General features: G+C 58.0%; 11 protein-coding genes, 1 tRNA gene, 2 rRNA genes and 1 pseudogene. 9 read left to right on the plus strand and 6 right to left on the minus strand.

The genetic code is table 11. The features are described from left to right. Positions 1 to 267 precede the first annotated feature (267 nt). The 3 genes from EMQ_RS11145 to EMQ_RS11155 all read left to right on the plus strand — a co-directional run bounded on the left by EMQ_RS11145 (position 268) and on the right by EMQ_RS11155 (position 3,343). A 23S ribosomal RNA gene (locus EMQ_RS11145) occupies positions 268 to 3,005 on the plus strand. Positions 3,006 to 3,113: 108 nt separating this feature from the next. After that, positions 3,114 to 3,229: ribosomal RNA gene (gene rrf, locus EMQ_RS11150) — 5S ribosomal RNA — on the plus strand. Positions 3,230 to 3,266: 37 nt separating this feature from the next. Continuing rightward, positions 3,267 to 3,343 (plus strand) — tRNA-Met (locus EMQ_RS11155). Here EMQ_RS11155 and EMQ_RS11160 read toward each other — a convergent pair. Next, a pseudogene (locus tag EMQ_RS11160) lies at positions 3,300 to 4,978 on the minus strand (recombinase family protein). The gene EMQ_RS11155 and the pseudogene EMQ_RS11160 sit on opposite strands and share 44 nt — an antisense overlap. Between EMQ_RS11160 and EMQ_RS11165 the strand changes: the two are divergent. Further along, positions 4,977 to 5,237 carry a hypothetical protein gene (locus tag EMQ_RS11165; protein WP_162467794.1) on the plus strand — a complete coding sequence of 87 codons (261 nt, stop codon included), beginning with the start codon at positions 4,977 to 4,979 and terminating at the stop codon, positions 5,235 to 5,237. The pseudogene EMQ_RS11160 and the gene EMQ_RS11165 overlap by 2 nt on opposite strands. A gap of 287 nt (positions 5,238 to 5,524) precedes the next feature. Further along, on the plus strand, positions 5,525 to 5,644 hold the full coding sequence (locus tag EMQ_RS17465) for a hypothetical protein (protein ID WP_010666006.1): 120 nt from the start codon (positions 5,525 to 5,527) through the stop codon (positions 5,642 to 5,644). 257 nt (positions 5,645 to 5,901) lie between these two features. On the opposite strand, the gene EMQ_RS11170 is transcribed toward EMQ_RS17465, so the two are convergent. The 4 genes from EMQ_RS11170 to dndC are packed head-to-tail and all read right to left on the minus strand — an operon-like array spanning position 5,902 to position 10,895. Beyond that, positions 5,902 to 7,449, minus strand: coding sequence for an ATP-binding protein (locus EMQ_RS11170; RefSeq protein ID WP_010666007.1), 1,548 nt, complete (start codon positions 7,447 to 7,449; stop codon positions 5,902 to 5,904). Next, complete coding sequence (locus EMQ_RS11175; RefSeq protein WP_010666008.1) at positions 7,446 to 9,524, minus strand: AAA family ATPase; 2,079 nt, start codon at positions 9,522 to 9,524, stop codon at positions 7,446 to 7,448. Before EMQ_RS11175 ends, EMQ_RS11170 begins: the two co-directional genes overlap by 4 nt. Then, positions 9,524 to 9,748, minus strand: a complete 225-nt coding sequence (locus EMQ_RS11180; RefSeq protein ID WP_010666009.1) for a DNA modification system-associated small protein — start codon at positions 9,746 to 9,748, stop codon at positions 9,524 to 9,526. Before EMQ_RS11180 ends, EMQ_RS11175 begins: the two co-directional genes overlap by 1 nt. Next, the gene (gene dndC / locus EMQ_RS11185) at positions 9,735 to 10,895 is read right to left on the minus strand and encodes a DNA phosphorothioation system sulfurtransferase DndC (RefSeq protein ID WP_010666010.1); all 1,161 of its coding nucleotides are present in this window, start codon (positions 10,893 to 10,895) and stop codon (positions 9,735 to 9,737) included. The genes EMQ_RS11180 and dndC overlap by 14 nt, the downstream gene beginning before the upstream one ends. 333 nt (positions 10,896 to 11,228) lie before the next feature. Here dndC and EMQ_RS11190 point away from each other — a divergent pair, with 333 nt between their 5' ends. Together EMQ_RS11190 and EMQ_RS11195 are read left to right on the plus strand one after the other, a co-directional pair. After that, complete coding sequence (locus EMQ_RS11190) at positions 11,229 to 11,483, plus strand: type II toxin-antitoxin system VapB family antitoxin (protein WP_010666011.1); 255 nt, start codon at positions 11,229 to 11,231, stop codon at positions 11,481 to 11,483. Then, entirely contained in the window at positions 11,480 to 11,905 is a 426-nt protein-coding gene (locus tag EMQ_RS11195; RefSeq protein ID WP_010666012.1) for a type II toxin-antitoxin system VapC family toxin, read from the plus strand. The genes EMQ_RS11190 and EMQ_RS11195 overlap by 4 nt, the downstream gene beginning before the upstream one ends. A gap of 132 nt (positions 11,906 to 12,037) precedes the next feature. On the opposite strand, the gene EMQ_RS11200 is transcribed toward EMQ_RS11195, so the two are convergent. Further along, positions 12,038 to 12,271, minus strand: coding sequence for a hypothetical protein (locus tag EMQ_RS11200; protein ID WP_010666013.1), 234 nt, complete (start codon positions 12,269 to 12,271; stop codon positions 12,038 to 12,040). Positions 12,272 to 12,558: 287 nt separating this feature from the next. On the opposite strand from EMQ_RS11200, the gene EMQ_RS11205 reads away from it, so the two are divergent. Continuing rightward, positions 12,559 to 13,239 carry a DNA methyltransferase gene (locus EMQ_RS11205; protein ID WP_018307995.1) on the plus strand — a complete coding sequence of 227 codons (681 nt, stop codon included), beginning with the start codon at positions 12,559 to 12,561 and terminating at the stop codon, positions 13,237 to 13,239. A 142-nt stretch (positions 13,240 to 13,381) separates the two neighbouring features. Then, positions 13,382 to 14,017, plus strand: a complete 636-nt coding sequence (locus tag EMQ_RS11210; RefSeq protein WP_231367947.1) for a hypothetical protein — start codon at positions 13,382 to 13,384, stop codon at positions 14,015 to 14,017. Positions 14,018 to 14,123 lie beyond the last annotated feature (106 nt).

Consider the following 14,123-nt stretch of genomic DNA (forward strand, 5'->3'; position numbering starts at 1 on the left):
CTTTTATCTGACTGCGGTGCAGCGGGTTTTAGAAAGTGTCTGGTGATGTATTCTTTGTCAGTGTGAATCGGTTGGTGCGTATGTGGGCGTGCCGAAATCCTGGGTTGGTCTGACCCATGAGCTGAGCAATCGGCTTGTGTTAAGGGATTTTGGCGGAAGCGTTCATATGCGATTTTGAAATGTGACGCGCTTGAATGAGCTGTCGTGCATGTTTCCTGAGATATCGGGGTTCTGCCTTGGTATGGATGGTTTCTGTGCATGGGAGCAAGTGAGTGCGAGAAGGGCGTTCGGTGGATGCCTTGGCACTAGAAGGCGATGAAGGACGTGGCACGCTGCGAAAAGCCACGGGGAGCCGCGAGTAGGCTTTGATCCGTGGATATCCGAATGGGGCAACCCCCTCGCAAGAGGATCCTGCACTGAATACATAGGTGTAGGAGGCAAACCTGGGGAACTGAAACATCTAAGTACCCGGAGGAAAAGACATCAATTGAGATTCCGCTAGTAGTGGCGAGCGAACGCGGAACAGGCCAGTGGCCATGAGAAGACAAGCAGAATGCTCTGGAAAGTGCAGCCATAGTGGGTGATAGCCCCTTATGCGTAATGCTTCTTATGGTCCTTGAGTAGGGCGGGGCACGTGAAACCCTGTCTGAACATGGGGGGACCACCCTCCAAGCCTAAATACTCTCTAGTGACCGATAGTGAACAAGTACCGTGAGGGAAAGGTGAAAAGCACCCCGATGAGGGGAGTGAAAGAGACCTGAAACCGGACGCCTACAAGCAGTCGGAGCCTCTTATGGGGTGACGGCGTACCTTTTGTATAATGGGTCAGCGAGTTTCTGTTTGCAGCAAGCTTAAGCCGGTAGGTGTAGGCGTAGCGAAAGCGAGTCTGAATAGGGCGACGAGTTGCTGGCAGAAGACCCGAAACCGAGTGATCTAGCCATGGCCAGGTTGAAGGTGCGGTAACACGCACTGGAGGACCGAACCCACGCCTGTTGAAAAAGTCGGGGATGAGCTGTGGTTAGGGGTGAAAGGCCAATCAAACTCGGAGATAGCTGGTTCTCCGCGAAATCTATTGAGGTAGATCGTCAGGTGTTGACCCCGGGGGGTAGAGCACTGGATGGGCTAGGGGGGCCCAAAGCCTTACCAAACCTAACCAAACTCCGAATACCCGGAAGTTTAGCCTGGCAGACAGACAGTGGGTGCTAAGGTCCATTGTCGAGAGGGAAACAGCCCAGACCACCAGCTAAGGCCCCTAAATCGTGGCTAAGTGGGAAAGGATGTGGGGATTCCAAAACAACCAGGAGGTTGGCTTAGAAGCAGCCATCCTTTAAAGAAAGCGTAATAGCTCACTGGTCTATTAGAAACCCTGCGCCGAAAATGTAACGGGGCTCAAGCCACGTGCCGAAGCTGTGGGTGCATACTTTGTATGCGCGGTAGCGGAGCGTTCCGTAAGTCTGTGAAGGAGACGGGGTGACCCTCTCTGGAGATATCGGAAGTGCGAATGCTGACATGAGTAGCGACAAACAGTGCGAGAAACACTGTCGCCGTAAGTCCAAGGTTTCCTGCGCAAGGTTAATCCACGCAGGGTTAGTCGGCCCCTAAGGCGAGGGCGAAAGCCGTAGTCGATGGAAATCAGGTTAATATTCCTGAACCTGCCAGAAGTGACGAATGCGAGATGTTGTCAGTCCTTATCGGATTGGACTGGCTTTTTGAGCATTCCAGGAAATAGCTCTGGCATATAGACCGTACCCTAAACCGACACAGGTGGACTGGTAGAGCATACCAAGGCGCTTGAGAGAACGATGCTGAAGGAACTAGGCAAATTACTCGCGTAACTTCGGGATAAGCGAGACCCGTGAGTGGGCAACCATTTGCGGGTGGCACAGACCAGGGGGTAGCGACTGTTTATTAAAAACACAGGACTCTGCGAAGTCGAGAGACGACGTATAGGGTCTGACGCCTGCCCGGTGCCGGAAGGTTAAGAGGAGGTGTGAGAGCACTGAATTGAAGCCCCGGTAAACGGCGGCCGTAACTATAACGGTCCTAAGGTAGCGAAATTCCTTGTCGGGTAAGTTCCGACCTGCACGAATGGCGTAACGACTTCCCCGCTGTCTCCAGCATCGGCTCAGCGAAATTGAATTCCCCGTGAAGATGCGGGGTATCCGCGGTCAGACGGAAAGACCCTATGAACCTTTACTGCAGCTTTGCAGTGGCATCAGAGACATTCTGTGTAGGATAGGTGGGAGGCTTTGAAGCAGGGGCGCCAGTTCCTGTGGAGCCATCCTTGAAATACCACCCTGAATTTTTCTGATGTCTAACCGCGACCAGTAAGCCTGGTCCGGGACCCTGCATGGTGGGCAGTTTGACTGGGGCGGTCGCCTCCCAAAGTGTAACGGAGGCGCGCGATGGTGGGCTCAGGCCGGTCGGAAACCGGCTGTCGAGTGCAATGGCATAAGCCCGCCTGACTGTGAGAGTGACAGCTCGATCAGAGACGAAAGTCGGCCATAGTGATCCGGTGGTCCCGCGTGGAAGGGCCATCGCTCAACGGATAAAAGGTACTCTAGGGATAACAGGCTGATCTCCCCCAAGAGTCCACATCGACGGGGAGGTTTGGCACCTCGATGTCGGCTCATCACATCCTGGGGCTGGAGCAGGTCCCAAGGGTTCGGCTGTTCGCCGATTAAAGTGGTACGTGAGCTGGGTTTAGAACGTCGTGAGACAGTTCGGTCCCTATCTGCCGTGGATGTTGGAGACTTGAGAGGATTTGTCCCTAGTACGAGAGGACCGGGATGAACATACCTCTGGTGCACCGGTTGTCGTGCCAGCGGCACAGCCGGGTAGCTAAGTATGGAAGGGATAACCGCTGAAAGCATCTAAGCGGGAAACCCACCTCAAAACTAGGTCTCCCCAAGGGCCGTGATAGACCATCACGTCAATAGGCCAGGTGTGGAAGCGCAGTAATGCGTGCAGCTAACTGGTCCTAATCGCCCACGAGAACTCACTTGCAAGCTTCTCCCAGAGAAGCACCCCATGCACAGAAATCATCCATGCCGCACATTTCAAAAATAACACCAACCGTTAATCACTGACCTACTCAGATGTGGGTTGGATGACCTGGTGGCTATGGCGGGGAGAGATCCACCCGATCCCATCCCGAACTCGGCCGTGAAAACCCCCAGCGCCTATGATACTGCGGCTTAAGCCGTGGGAAAGTCGGTCGCCGCCAGGTCTTCCAATCCACATCATAATCACATCACATAAACCACCGCGGGGTGGAGCAGCCCGGTAGCTCGTCAGGCTCATAACCTGAAGGTCACAGGTTCAAATCCTGTCCCCGCAACCAACGATACTTGCGATACGAACGCATCACGAACCCCAGTCCGGAAACGGGCTGGGTTTTTCGCGTTTCCATTGCCCGACGCGACTGCCAGGATACCAGCAAGATCGCCCCGGACATCGATCTGTAGCCCCTTGTCGGACGGGGTGAGAATGATGGCCTCGATCACCTCGGCCGCCTCCTGGCGCTTCTCGTCCAGCTCCGAATGCAGCATGTCGTGCAGGCGCGCGAGTTGCCGATGATAGAACTCTGCCATCTGCGGGTGCAGCAAAGGCGGGGGTGCCTCGGCGGTGGCGAGGAAGTCCTTGAGTTCTGTCTTGCGGGCTTCGAGCTTCGATCCGCGCTCTTTGACCGTCTCGATCGAGATGGCTTCCGAAAGATAGAGGTCCATCAGGCGCTGGATGTCGCGCTCGACCCGCTTCAGTTCTGATTCCGCTGCGCCGATGTCGGCCGACGCCTCCATGCGCAGTCGGTTCATCTCGGTGGTGAAGGCGGCGCAGAATTCGGCGAACAGGTCCGGGTCCATGAGATGGTGGCGCAGGGCATCGAGGACGCGCCGCTCCAGCTCCTCGCGACGGATATTGGTGCGGTTGTCGCATGTGCCCTTGTTGCGCGCGGTCGAGCAGCCGAGCAGCCGAGCAATGTGCCGGAGATCATCGAATAGCCACCACCACAGCAGCCGCATTTGCTCAGGCCGGAGAAGAGATAGCGGGGGCGGCGTTTCTCGCGGAAATGGTCGGGCGATGATGTGTCGCGTGTGTCCCGGCTGGCGCTGACGCTGGCCTGCCGCGCCTTGACCGCGTCCCACAGCTCCTGGTCGACGATCCGCAGCTCCGGCACCTCCTGGATCACCCATTCGGATTCAGGATTGAGGCGCGAGACGCGCTTGCCGGTATCGGGATCCTTGATGAAACGCTGGCGGTTCCAGACCAGGCGCCCCACGTACATCTCGTTGTTGAGGATGCCGGTGCCGCGTTCCCGATTGCCGTGAATGGTCGAAAAACCCCAGGCGCCGCTGCCTGGGGCAGGGATGCGTTCGTCGTTGAGACGGAAGGCGATGGCGCGCGGTCCCAGTCCGGCCGCGAAGTCACGGAAGATGCGACGGACCACCTCGGCTTCCGCTGGATTGATGGTGCGGTCGCCCCGGATCGGCTCGCCGTTGGCGTCGAGCTTGCGCACCACGTCATAGCCGTAGGCATTGCCGCCGCCGGACTTGCCCTGTTCGACCCGGCCTCGCAGGCCGCGATGCGTCTTCTCGGCCAGGTCTTTCAGAAACAGGGCGTTCATCGTGCCCTTGAGGCCGACATGCAGATGCGACACCTCGCCCTCGGAGAGAGTGACGATCCGCACGCCGGCATAGTTCATGCGCTTGAAGACGCCGGCGATGTCCTCCTGGTCGCGGGACAGGCGGTCCATCGCCTCGGCCAGCACGATCTGGAACCGTCCGCGCTGCGCATCCGCGATCAGCGCCTGAATGCCGGGCCGCATCAGGGACGCGCCCGAAATGGCGTGGTCGGTATAGTCCTCAACGATGGTCCAGCTCTGTTTCTCCGCGTGGGTTCGGCAGACGCGAAGCTGGTCGGCGATCGAGGCGTCACGCTGGTTGTCGGAGGAATAGCGGGCGTAGAGCGCGACCTTCATGACGAGGCATCCCTTACGGTCCGGAGCGGCGGCGCTGCTCCTGTTGCTGCGACCGGAACCAGTCCCGTGCCGCACGGCGCGCCATGAGGCGGACCAGCGCTATCAGGCGCGGGTCGGGGGTATTGGGTCGCAGGACGAGCCGCAACTCGGGCTCGGGCGGCCGATACGCCGGGACAATGGACTGGTTGGGTCTGTCCGTCATCGTTGCTCTCTTCCGACCGCATGGCAAGGAAAACAGACACACGATCCGGACAGATGACTGTTATTTCAATGAAAAATGGTAATCTAGGAAGGTGTGCCCACGCGTGCTCCAGAGTGCGGAATCGTAGTTATGGGTAGTCCCGGATACAGGCGCGTCGTACAAATACTGGCTTACGGCGGCGTTACGGGAGGGGAGGGCGAGTCATGAACGATACGGGAATGTGGTCCTGCCAGCTGGGCGAATGACTGGCCGCGTTTATGACGCTTTTGCCCACAGAGCGCTGAACGGGCTTGTCGAGTGGCGACAATCCACCACGCTGAAACGGCTTCTGTGTCCTATGGATAATGGCGCGCGGCCAGAGGGATCTGGTCACTGTGGTCGGTTATGCTGCCCTGATTTTAGAGGGCGAATTCGTACAGATGTTCGACCGATGGACCAACGGCCACACTCACGGGCTACAGTGAAGGCTAGCCAAAGACGCTCGAGTAGATCGAGTGGTATCTTGACTCGCGCCTGATCCGGAATATCAGTCCGGCTTATGCGAAGAAACTGATCCGGGCATTCGGCAAAGCCATCTTCGACCTGATTGACCAAGAGTTAAATTATTTCTCTCTGGCGATATGAAAAACGATAGACCTACGCTGAAGTTTGTAAAAACCCACTATTCTAGCTTGGCCGAGACTCAAAATCTAAAATATATCTTGCATGCGGCTTCTCTCGATCAGTCGTTCCGGCCGCCACGTAGGCTTTGCCGCTTGCCTTCGCTTTTCTTCCAAGCCAGAACGCGCTGCGTTCCACCGGCGCCCCGCATCTTCGCGTAGCACTCGCCGACTTGGAGGTTCGCAAGGTTGGAGCCTTTACCGAAGATCCGATTGACAGCAGTCGTTTTCGCATTCGTTGTGAAAGCCACGGTTAGGCCCATTTCGTTGAGGAAATCATCCTCCTCGCCGAGGAAATCATCTGGAGACTGACTAACCAACATAACCATGCCACCCTTGGATCGTGATTGGCGGATCAGCGACGACAGTGATGGAAGCTTTGTGCTGAGGATCCGATGCGCTTCATCTACCATGCACAAGACGCGTAGCGCGCGATTGCCGTTGTCATCCTTGTCGGAGTCCGGCAAACTGTTTAGATGTCGATCGAGAGCGTCCAGCAATAAGTTCACGGTCATTGTCTGCGTCGCCTCGGGAACGGACTTCGGCAGATTAATGATCCAGCTTTGTTTGAAAAACTCGGAAGGCGAGAGCATTGGCTCAAATAGCGGGAAGCGACAGAGGTCTGTGATGGAGGCCAATGCACCGTCGTGCTTCATTCCGGAGCTCTGATATTCGCGTGACATTGCATCGCGGATGTCCGACAATCGGGTTGGACGGCGGGTGCGAAGCGCTTGTTCTGCCGCAGCGGCAACAATCTCGCGCTGCTTGTCGCCAAGCCGGGTGCCCTTGAGACGTCCGAACGAATCTCTGAACTGGTCGGCGGCTATTTTGACGTCGTAAGGGTCGGTGGAATTCAAGTACAACACGTCCAGTGGGACCGGTTCACGCGGTGGCGAGATCACCGTGGCACTGAAGGTTTCGTTAAGCTTGTAGTCGCCGACGAGGTCACCCTTGAAGTCAAACGCGAGTATGGGGACGGCGACCTCTTTGCGGAGTTGACGCAGCATAGCCATGGCAGTCCGGGTCTTGCCAGATCCGACGCCTCCCATGATTGCGCAATGTGGGCTTCCGCCTTCACCGGTTGCCGTCCAGACAATACGTTCATTAGTGGCGACGTTAAGTCCAACCTCGCCAATAAGCAGTTCGATCGAGGTTGGACTCGGACCGTCTTCCGACGACTCTTCAGCTTGGCTGCCGCTCAACAGTCCGGCGGAGTCGGTCAATCGCCTAGTAAACCGGGCAAGGTCACCTTCTACAGCGGACCAATGATCGTCGAGGATATCTAAGCCGCGGCTCCAATGGTCGGCGACAAGCGCTTGGAAATCGCGGAGCGAAACGTCTAGCCGCCCGGAACGCTCGACGATGAGGGCCACCCACGCAGCCAAATCGGTTCCTTGTCCGAAAAGCGTATCGCCCTTGATTGCGAGGCCGAGTTCGCCTTCCACCCGTTTGGGAGGCTCAGGCAGCGCAAGGCTACAGGCGATCGCTAGCCTCGCAGGTGCATAGCGCGCCTTCAAAGTGAGGCGCTCCATGAATTTCCGGTTGAGAGTATCTTTGCTTTCGTCGGTTCGAAAATTGGCTCCGACGATGTCGATCAGCGAGACGCTCATGAGCGGCGATCCGTAAAATAACCTTCGACCGGCCAACTATGCCCGAATTCCACGTCGTCCTCATGCTGGATGGTATACGTCTTCAGAATGCGTGGTCGGATCACGTCGAAGTATTCGCCGACTACTTCGCTATCGGTGGAGAGTAGAATTACTTGACCATTGTTCTTGGCTAAGTGCTTCAGTACGTTTTTCCGGTGCTCCTCATCGAGGCGACCCATCGGAGTGTCGACAATCATTGGGAAAGTGCGCCTCGATACTTGAACGACGGCCGTTATCAATGCCTGCGTGAAGACCTGTTTCTCGCCCGCCGAAGGAAGGACTTCTCGGACGTCGCGGCCGCTCTTCGAAAGCATCCGCACATTGCAGTCGCCGTCAATGTCGATGTGATCGATGCGCGCGCCCTTATGGGCAATCGCTTTGTAAGCGGCGGTCATGGCCTCGGCGACGGCTCCAATCTGAGAGGGAACGGCGTCGGCTCCGATCGCGTCCAGAAGGGCGGCGATCTGCTCTGCCTTAGCTGCCCGGCGCAATCCGGGGGCCGCCGCTCCCAGTTCAGACCGCAGCTTGCCGAGTTGAGCGCGTTTTTTGTCCCGTTCAGTGCGGGCTAGTTCAAGGTGGCTACGCACGCCGCCGATGTCGCGTTGTAAGGAACCAAGGGTCGCAGACATCTCGGCCAATCGCGCGCGTTTGATGTCGAGATCGGGGGCAACCGATTGTGTGCGGTTGACTTCACCTTCGAGGCGCTTGATTTGCGTCTCATGGACTGTCTCTTCATCCAGCACTGAAACCACGCGCCCGGCGGCGAGACCGTCGAGGGCAATGAGGCGTTCCCTGGTTTTCTGCCGCTCGAACCCGGTGAGATATGGGTGCCGGAATTCAGGCGCTGTGTCGTCGTCCGGCGGGTTCCATAGCTTGTCCCAAACCAGACGAACCTTATCCATAACCGCATCACGCTGCTCGTCAACCAACGGAGGAATCACGTCCTCGACTGTCTTGCCAAGCGCGCTGACGAATGTATCCAAGCGACTATCGCCTTGGGCTTTCCCAGCCTCCCATTGCTCTCGGCGGTCTTCCTTACGAAGGCGTTCGGCAGTCTCTGCTCGCAATTCACGCCCGCAGAGCGCTAGTGCCAGGTCGCCGACAAGCATCGCTTGCAGCCGGGAGCGAGCAGCATCCAGATCGCTTCGGTGCTGTTGAATTCGTTGCAAAAGTTCCTGCAAATTTGCCTGAGTGCCATTGCCGTAGCTCATCAGGTCGCGTGTCAGGCGGTCTTGTTCGGATTCCATTGAAGCGATGTGGGCTTCCATCGCGATGGCTTTCTCGTTCGAATCCAAAATATCCTTATCCAGATCCTCGACTTCCTGTTCCAGCCGGACGACCGTGTCGCCCGTTGTGCCGGAAGGCTTCCCTTTCGATTTGGCGTAGTCCCGAAGGTCACTGGCAAGATCGCGCAAGACCGGCAGCCCAAGAAGACCTTCAACGCCGACCTTGACCTGAGTCGCCATCTCGCGTTCGGCGAATGTTCCGACCATCTCTCCGTCGAATAGAAAAAACCATCCGAGATAATAGGGGAGAAAAGTGGAGGCGACGTAGTCTTTAAACCAGTCAATTCGTTCTGCGCCAGTGAGCCTCGCAGGTCCGACGGCTTTGCGAACTGTCCCGGCGAAAGCGCGCGGATCCTCCTCAAATGGCTTGAATTGGCCGCCGGCGGTGAACCACCAAGTCCTTTGGAGCACAAGCGGCTGGCCTTCGTCGTCGTCGAAAACGAGTTCGACAGAACATGAAGTTCTGCCGTCGGCCAAGGCTCGTTTGTTCAGCACCCCTTGCATGAACGTCGAATAACTAACCTGGAGCCGGTCCGTGGTGGTGCCACCGAATTCTGCCGTAGCAATCAGTGGCATCCCGCTCTGGCCAAAGAGTCCAAGAACAATGGCGTGAAATAGCGAAGTCTTGCCATAGCCGTTCCTGGCACCGATCAGCACGACATTTTTGCGGTCAGTCGGCGCTGGGAAGTCGAAGCGAACGGCACCCGAGTATGCCCGCCAATCGCGGAGGACGATGGACCTCAGATGCATCAGGCGGCATCCTCACTCATTCGGTCGATGATCTCGTCAAACTGATCCCAGAGGCCGGCCTTACGCTGACGTCCGACCTGATCGGCCTCGATTTCCACCAGTTCACGTAAATCCGCGATGCGGATCCCGGCTGCACGACAATGTTTGCGCACAAGCGCTTCGCCCTCTTTGGTTGAGAATAGGACTACAGCATCCTTAGGCATGTCGATATCAGCCTTCCACATGTGGGTCTTCGGCCCGTTCCGCCGCTACGCGGCCTGAATTATTCATTGCGTCATCACGCCACACTTCGCGGATCCGGGCTATCTCTTCACTTGAAATGAGTTCGCGACCCATATGTTGCTGGATAGCAAGAAGCCGCCGCAGAATTTCAGCACGCGTGTCCGGCGTGAACGGACCTGGCACAAAGGTTCCGGCTTCACTGACTGTGAATTTGCCATTGCGGCGACGAGCAGAACGAAGATTGGGATCGTTCCGGATCTGCGATAGCCAATCCCGGAATTCAAGCAGCGGCCCGAACTCCGCAAATCCGGCTTCGACGAAGCCTTCCAAACTCCGATCCTTCTCGACGACAGTGCAGGTCCAGCATCCGAACCGCGACGACGACGTTCCACAAGAAGGGGCATCCGATTTACCCGTGACCACCGGACACTCGCCCCCCAACGAGTTGCGGTAGAGAGAAATCAGTTCGGTATGCGAGGCTCCCCACGGCGGCGGGTACGTGCCGAGGAACTCCCACACGTTTTCAGTCGTCAAGTCGACAATCGGGCGAAATACCATGCACCCTACCATGTCATTATGACGGTTTAGGCGCTGCCCATTGTCGTATTTGGCCACGGAAACAGCGCGCCTAGCGGACTCGTCCCGCCGGACGCCAAGCAGCAGGATGACCTGTCCGGTAGTGTCTACCTGCTCGCGAATATAGCGCGACGTTGGTTGGATTTTCATCCGGTCGGTGCACCACCGGAAGCTTCGATTCGGGGACGGGTAGCCGCGTCCGATCAGATTCACCCAGAACGTGCCGTCCAAGGTTGGCTGGGTGGTCACGACTTTTACCGGCAAGTTGAAGGCTTCGGCGGCTTCCCGCATTTGGGCTTGCACCGTTTTGATGTGCCCGATTACTAGCGGCGACTCAACCAGGGTATCGTTCGCGACAATATGAACGGTGCGTCGACGCTGGCTAGGGGAAATATTTAGAAGCATCTCGAAGACGAGATGAGCTACCAGGGTCGAGTCTTTGCCACCAGAGAAGCCTACGATCCACGGATGCGGTAGGTCGGAGAAGTATTCGGATCTGATTTCCTCGCGAATTGCCTTGATCTTGATCTCCAGATCATCATCGGCATCCGCAAATAGTAGGGTTTGGCTCATGTCAGCCAGATTCGATCATTCATTCTAGTCAGCCCTTCCGCTCCGCTGGTCCGTCCGCCCCAACATCAGAGTTGCGCTTGACCCAATCACCTACCCTCATTGCTCTCAACGATACTCGACGCTTCTCCTTAGACTCAACCCTCTATAGACTCAACCCTCTATGGCATCCGGCGCCCCCCGTTGCAATCTGAACGCTCTGGCCATTCTGTGTAGAACCCTGTCTCCGAAATGCTACAAAGTTTTGATCACCTTATCATAAACGTTTTCAGTATCTTGCACATCAAGATGGCTGAATGGTAGAGTGGATGATAAATTCTACCACCGGGTGATATCATGCATCTCAACATCAAAAACGACGAGGCGCACAGGCTGGCCGCCGAACTGGCCCGCCTGACCGGCGAAAACCTCACATCGGCCGTGACGACGGCCCTGCGTGAGCGCCTCGACCGGGAGCGGCGGCGCCATGCCCGCAACGACGTCGCCGAACGGCTTATGACGATCGGGCGGCGTTACGCGGCACTCCCTGACGGGGCGTCTACGGATCCCGATGCGATCCTCGGGTATGACGAGAACGGCGTGCCTGTATGATCGTCGTCGATACGTCGGCAGTCATCGCCATTTTCCGACAGGAACCAGAGGCTGCCGATTTCGCCACGCGCATCGGAAACGATGACGACCCGGTGATTTCGGCCGCCACGGTGGTCGAAGCGTCCCTTGTGCTCCGGGGCCTGAAACAGATCAGTCCCACCAGGGCGGAAGCCTGGCTGGACGAGTTCATCCGTATCGCCGGAATGCGGATCGAGCCGGTAACACCAGAGCAGGCGGCTCTCGCACGGGACGCGCATATCCGGTTCGGAAAAGGCACGGGACATCCGGCGGGCCTGAATTACGGCGACTGTTTTTCCTACGCGCTGGCAAAAGCTATGGGGGCGCCCCTCCTGTTCAAGGGAGAGGATTTCACGAGAACCGATGTCTTGCGGCTCATTGTCGACCCGTCCGACAAGTTCTGATTACTTCCTGCCCAGACGTATAAAAACTTCGACCCGCCTCTTTTCCGGGCTGTCTTAACGTCCCAGCGGGAGGTCAATGGTATCGCGGCCACTCGGTTCCCGAGGCGAGTAGCAGGTGATGGCCCGTATGGGTCATCCACTCTGCTCGTGCGAGATGGGATTCCCACATCGCCTTGTTCTGGCGAGGTCGGCATCTGGATCACGACGCAGCACGATCCGGGCGACCTCTTTCCAGTTTGCTTCGTCTTCGGCTGCGTCGAGCAGGCGAAGATAGACGACCAGTATCTTGAAATCATATGGCGTCAGGAATGGCTCCGTGGGGGCCAGATCCTGGAACGCGGGATTTATCTCGGGACGCGGAAACATAACAAGTCTCCTTGCGGCACGGGTATTCAGAATATCCTGAATCGTTTTTGTATTGCATCAAAATTTGACTGTTCCGATGTAGAAAATTCGAAAGACCATGAAAAAGAAGAGAAAAAACTTGGGGCGCTGCCCCCGGCGCACTTCGTAACGTCTTCCGCCCAGCTTCCTTCGCTGCGCTCCGTGCAGCCGGTTCCCCGCGAAGCCGTCACTCCGTTTTCACCCCCGCTGCTCGCCGCGAGGCAGTGGAACAGCGGGGGCTGTTCCTCGCGGAACAAAGGGCAAAGACCATGACCGGCAACACCAACACGGCAGCCGATTACCGCAATACCATCCTCAATGGCGATAGCGTGCAGCTTATGCGCGGACTACCCCGCAATGCGGTGGATTTCATCCTGACAGACCCGCCTTACCTGGTGAACTATCAGGGCAGGGACGGGCGGAAGGTTCGCAACGACGACAATGCGCGTTGGCTCCGACCGGCCTTCAACCAGATGCACCGTGTCCTCAAATGCGGCGGCTTTGCCATTTCGTTCTATGGCTGGAACCGGATTGATCTGTTTGCCGATGCCTGGAAGGCGGCCGGGTTCCGCATGGTCGGGCATATCGTCTTTCGCATGTCCTATTCGTCCTCTTCCCGGTTTCTTCGGTATGAACATGAAAGCGCCTATCTGCTGGCCAAGGACAACGTGACACCGCCCGCAAAGCCCATCCCGGACGTGATTGACATGCCCTATTCGGGAAACAGGTTGCACCCGACGCAAAAGCCGGTGGCTTCACTCCTGCCCCTGGTGGAAGCCTTTTGCCCGGTGGGTGGGCTGGTTCTGGACCCGTTCGCCGGTTCGGGTTCATCCCTGGTGGCGGCGCAGCATCTTGGCCGCGACTGGCTGGGTATGGAACTGGACTCGGACCATGCAGCCACGGCAACCCGTCGGCTGGCCTGGCACGGGGCGGCGAGGGCGGCGGCTTAAAGCCGCCCCCTTCTTCCCGTTACCGGACACGGCCGGAAAATCGCGCTGGTCCCGACGGACCGGCGGCAAAGACGCGCCGCGACCCGGCGCGTGCGGCGCTCGCCGGCATGGCCGGCTCGCAAAGTTAATGTATGGCAGGACGTTGGTCCTTGGCCCATTCGCAACGCTGCCGGGACAACGCGCCGCGTCCACGGCGCGAGCGGAGGGCGCCGACAGGGGGCGCCCCGGTCGTAGTCCGGCGCGCTCCGCGCGCTGTCCTGATCGTGAAACTAGTGTAGGAAAGTCCAATGCTATTTCATGGATATTCCTGAATCGTCGCGGCATGTGTGTGGTGTTCCTCCTCGTGGAAAGGACGCGATTCATGCTGCTCGGTCTCGGTATTGTCCTCGGCTTCGCCGGTATCGGTTTCCTGTGCTGGCTGCTGTTTCTGTGCGCGGTCTATGCCGCGCCCCTGTTCGTGGCGGCGATGGTCTCCACCATACTCTACGACCATGGCGTGCTGTCCGGCGCGCATGCAGCACTCGCGGGCATCGCCGCCGGGATCATGGTCCTGGCATGCGGCCAGACGATCCTGGCGTCCTCGCGCGATCCCGCGCTCCGGGCATCGGTGTCGCTCCTGCTCGCCCTGCCGGCCGCGCTGGCGGGATTTGGCACGACGCTGGGTTTCTGCGGCATGGGCGAGATGGGCGTCGTCCCCGGATACCTGTTCGCGACTTTCGGGGCGCTGTGCGTCGGTGGGTCCGCATGGACACGGCTCTGTGCCATTCAGCCAGCCTGACGGAGTGCTCGGGGTCGGAGCGGGCGGTCAGTTCCCGTTGCGGGCGTGCGGTCGGCTTTGGACGGTGCAAACGCCTTTCCCTCTGTGGCAGCAGTCCGCACAGACC

Origin of the sequence: Acetobacter aceti NBRC 14818 (assembly GCF_000193495.2) — a bacterium.
In the GTDB taxonomy this organism is placed as follows: domain Bacteria; phylum Pseudomonadota; class Alphaproteobacteria; order Acetobacterales; family Acetobacteraceae; genus Acetobacter; species Acetobacter aceti.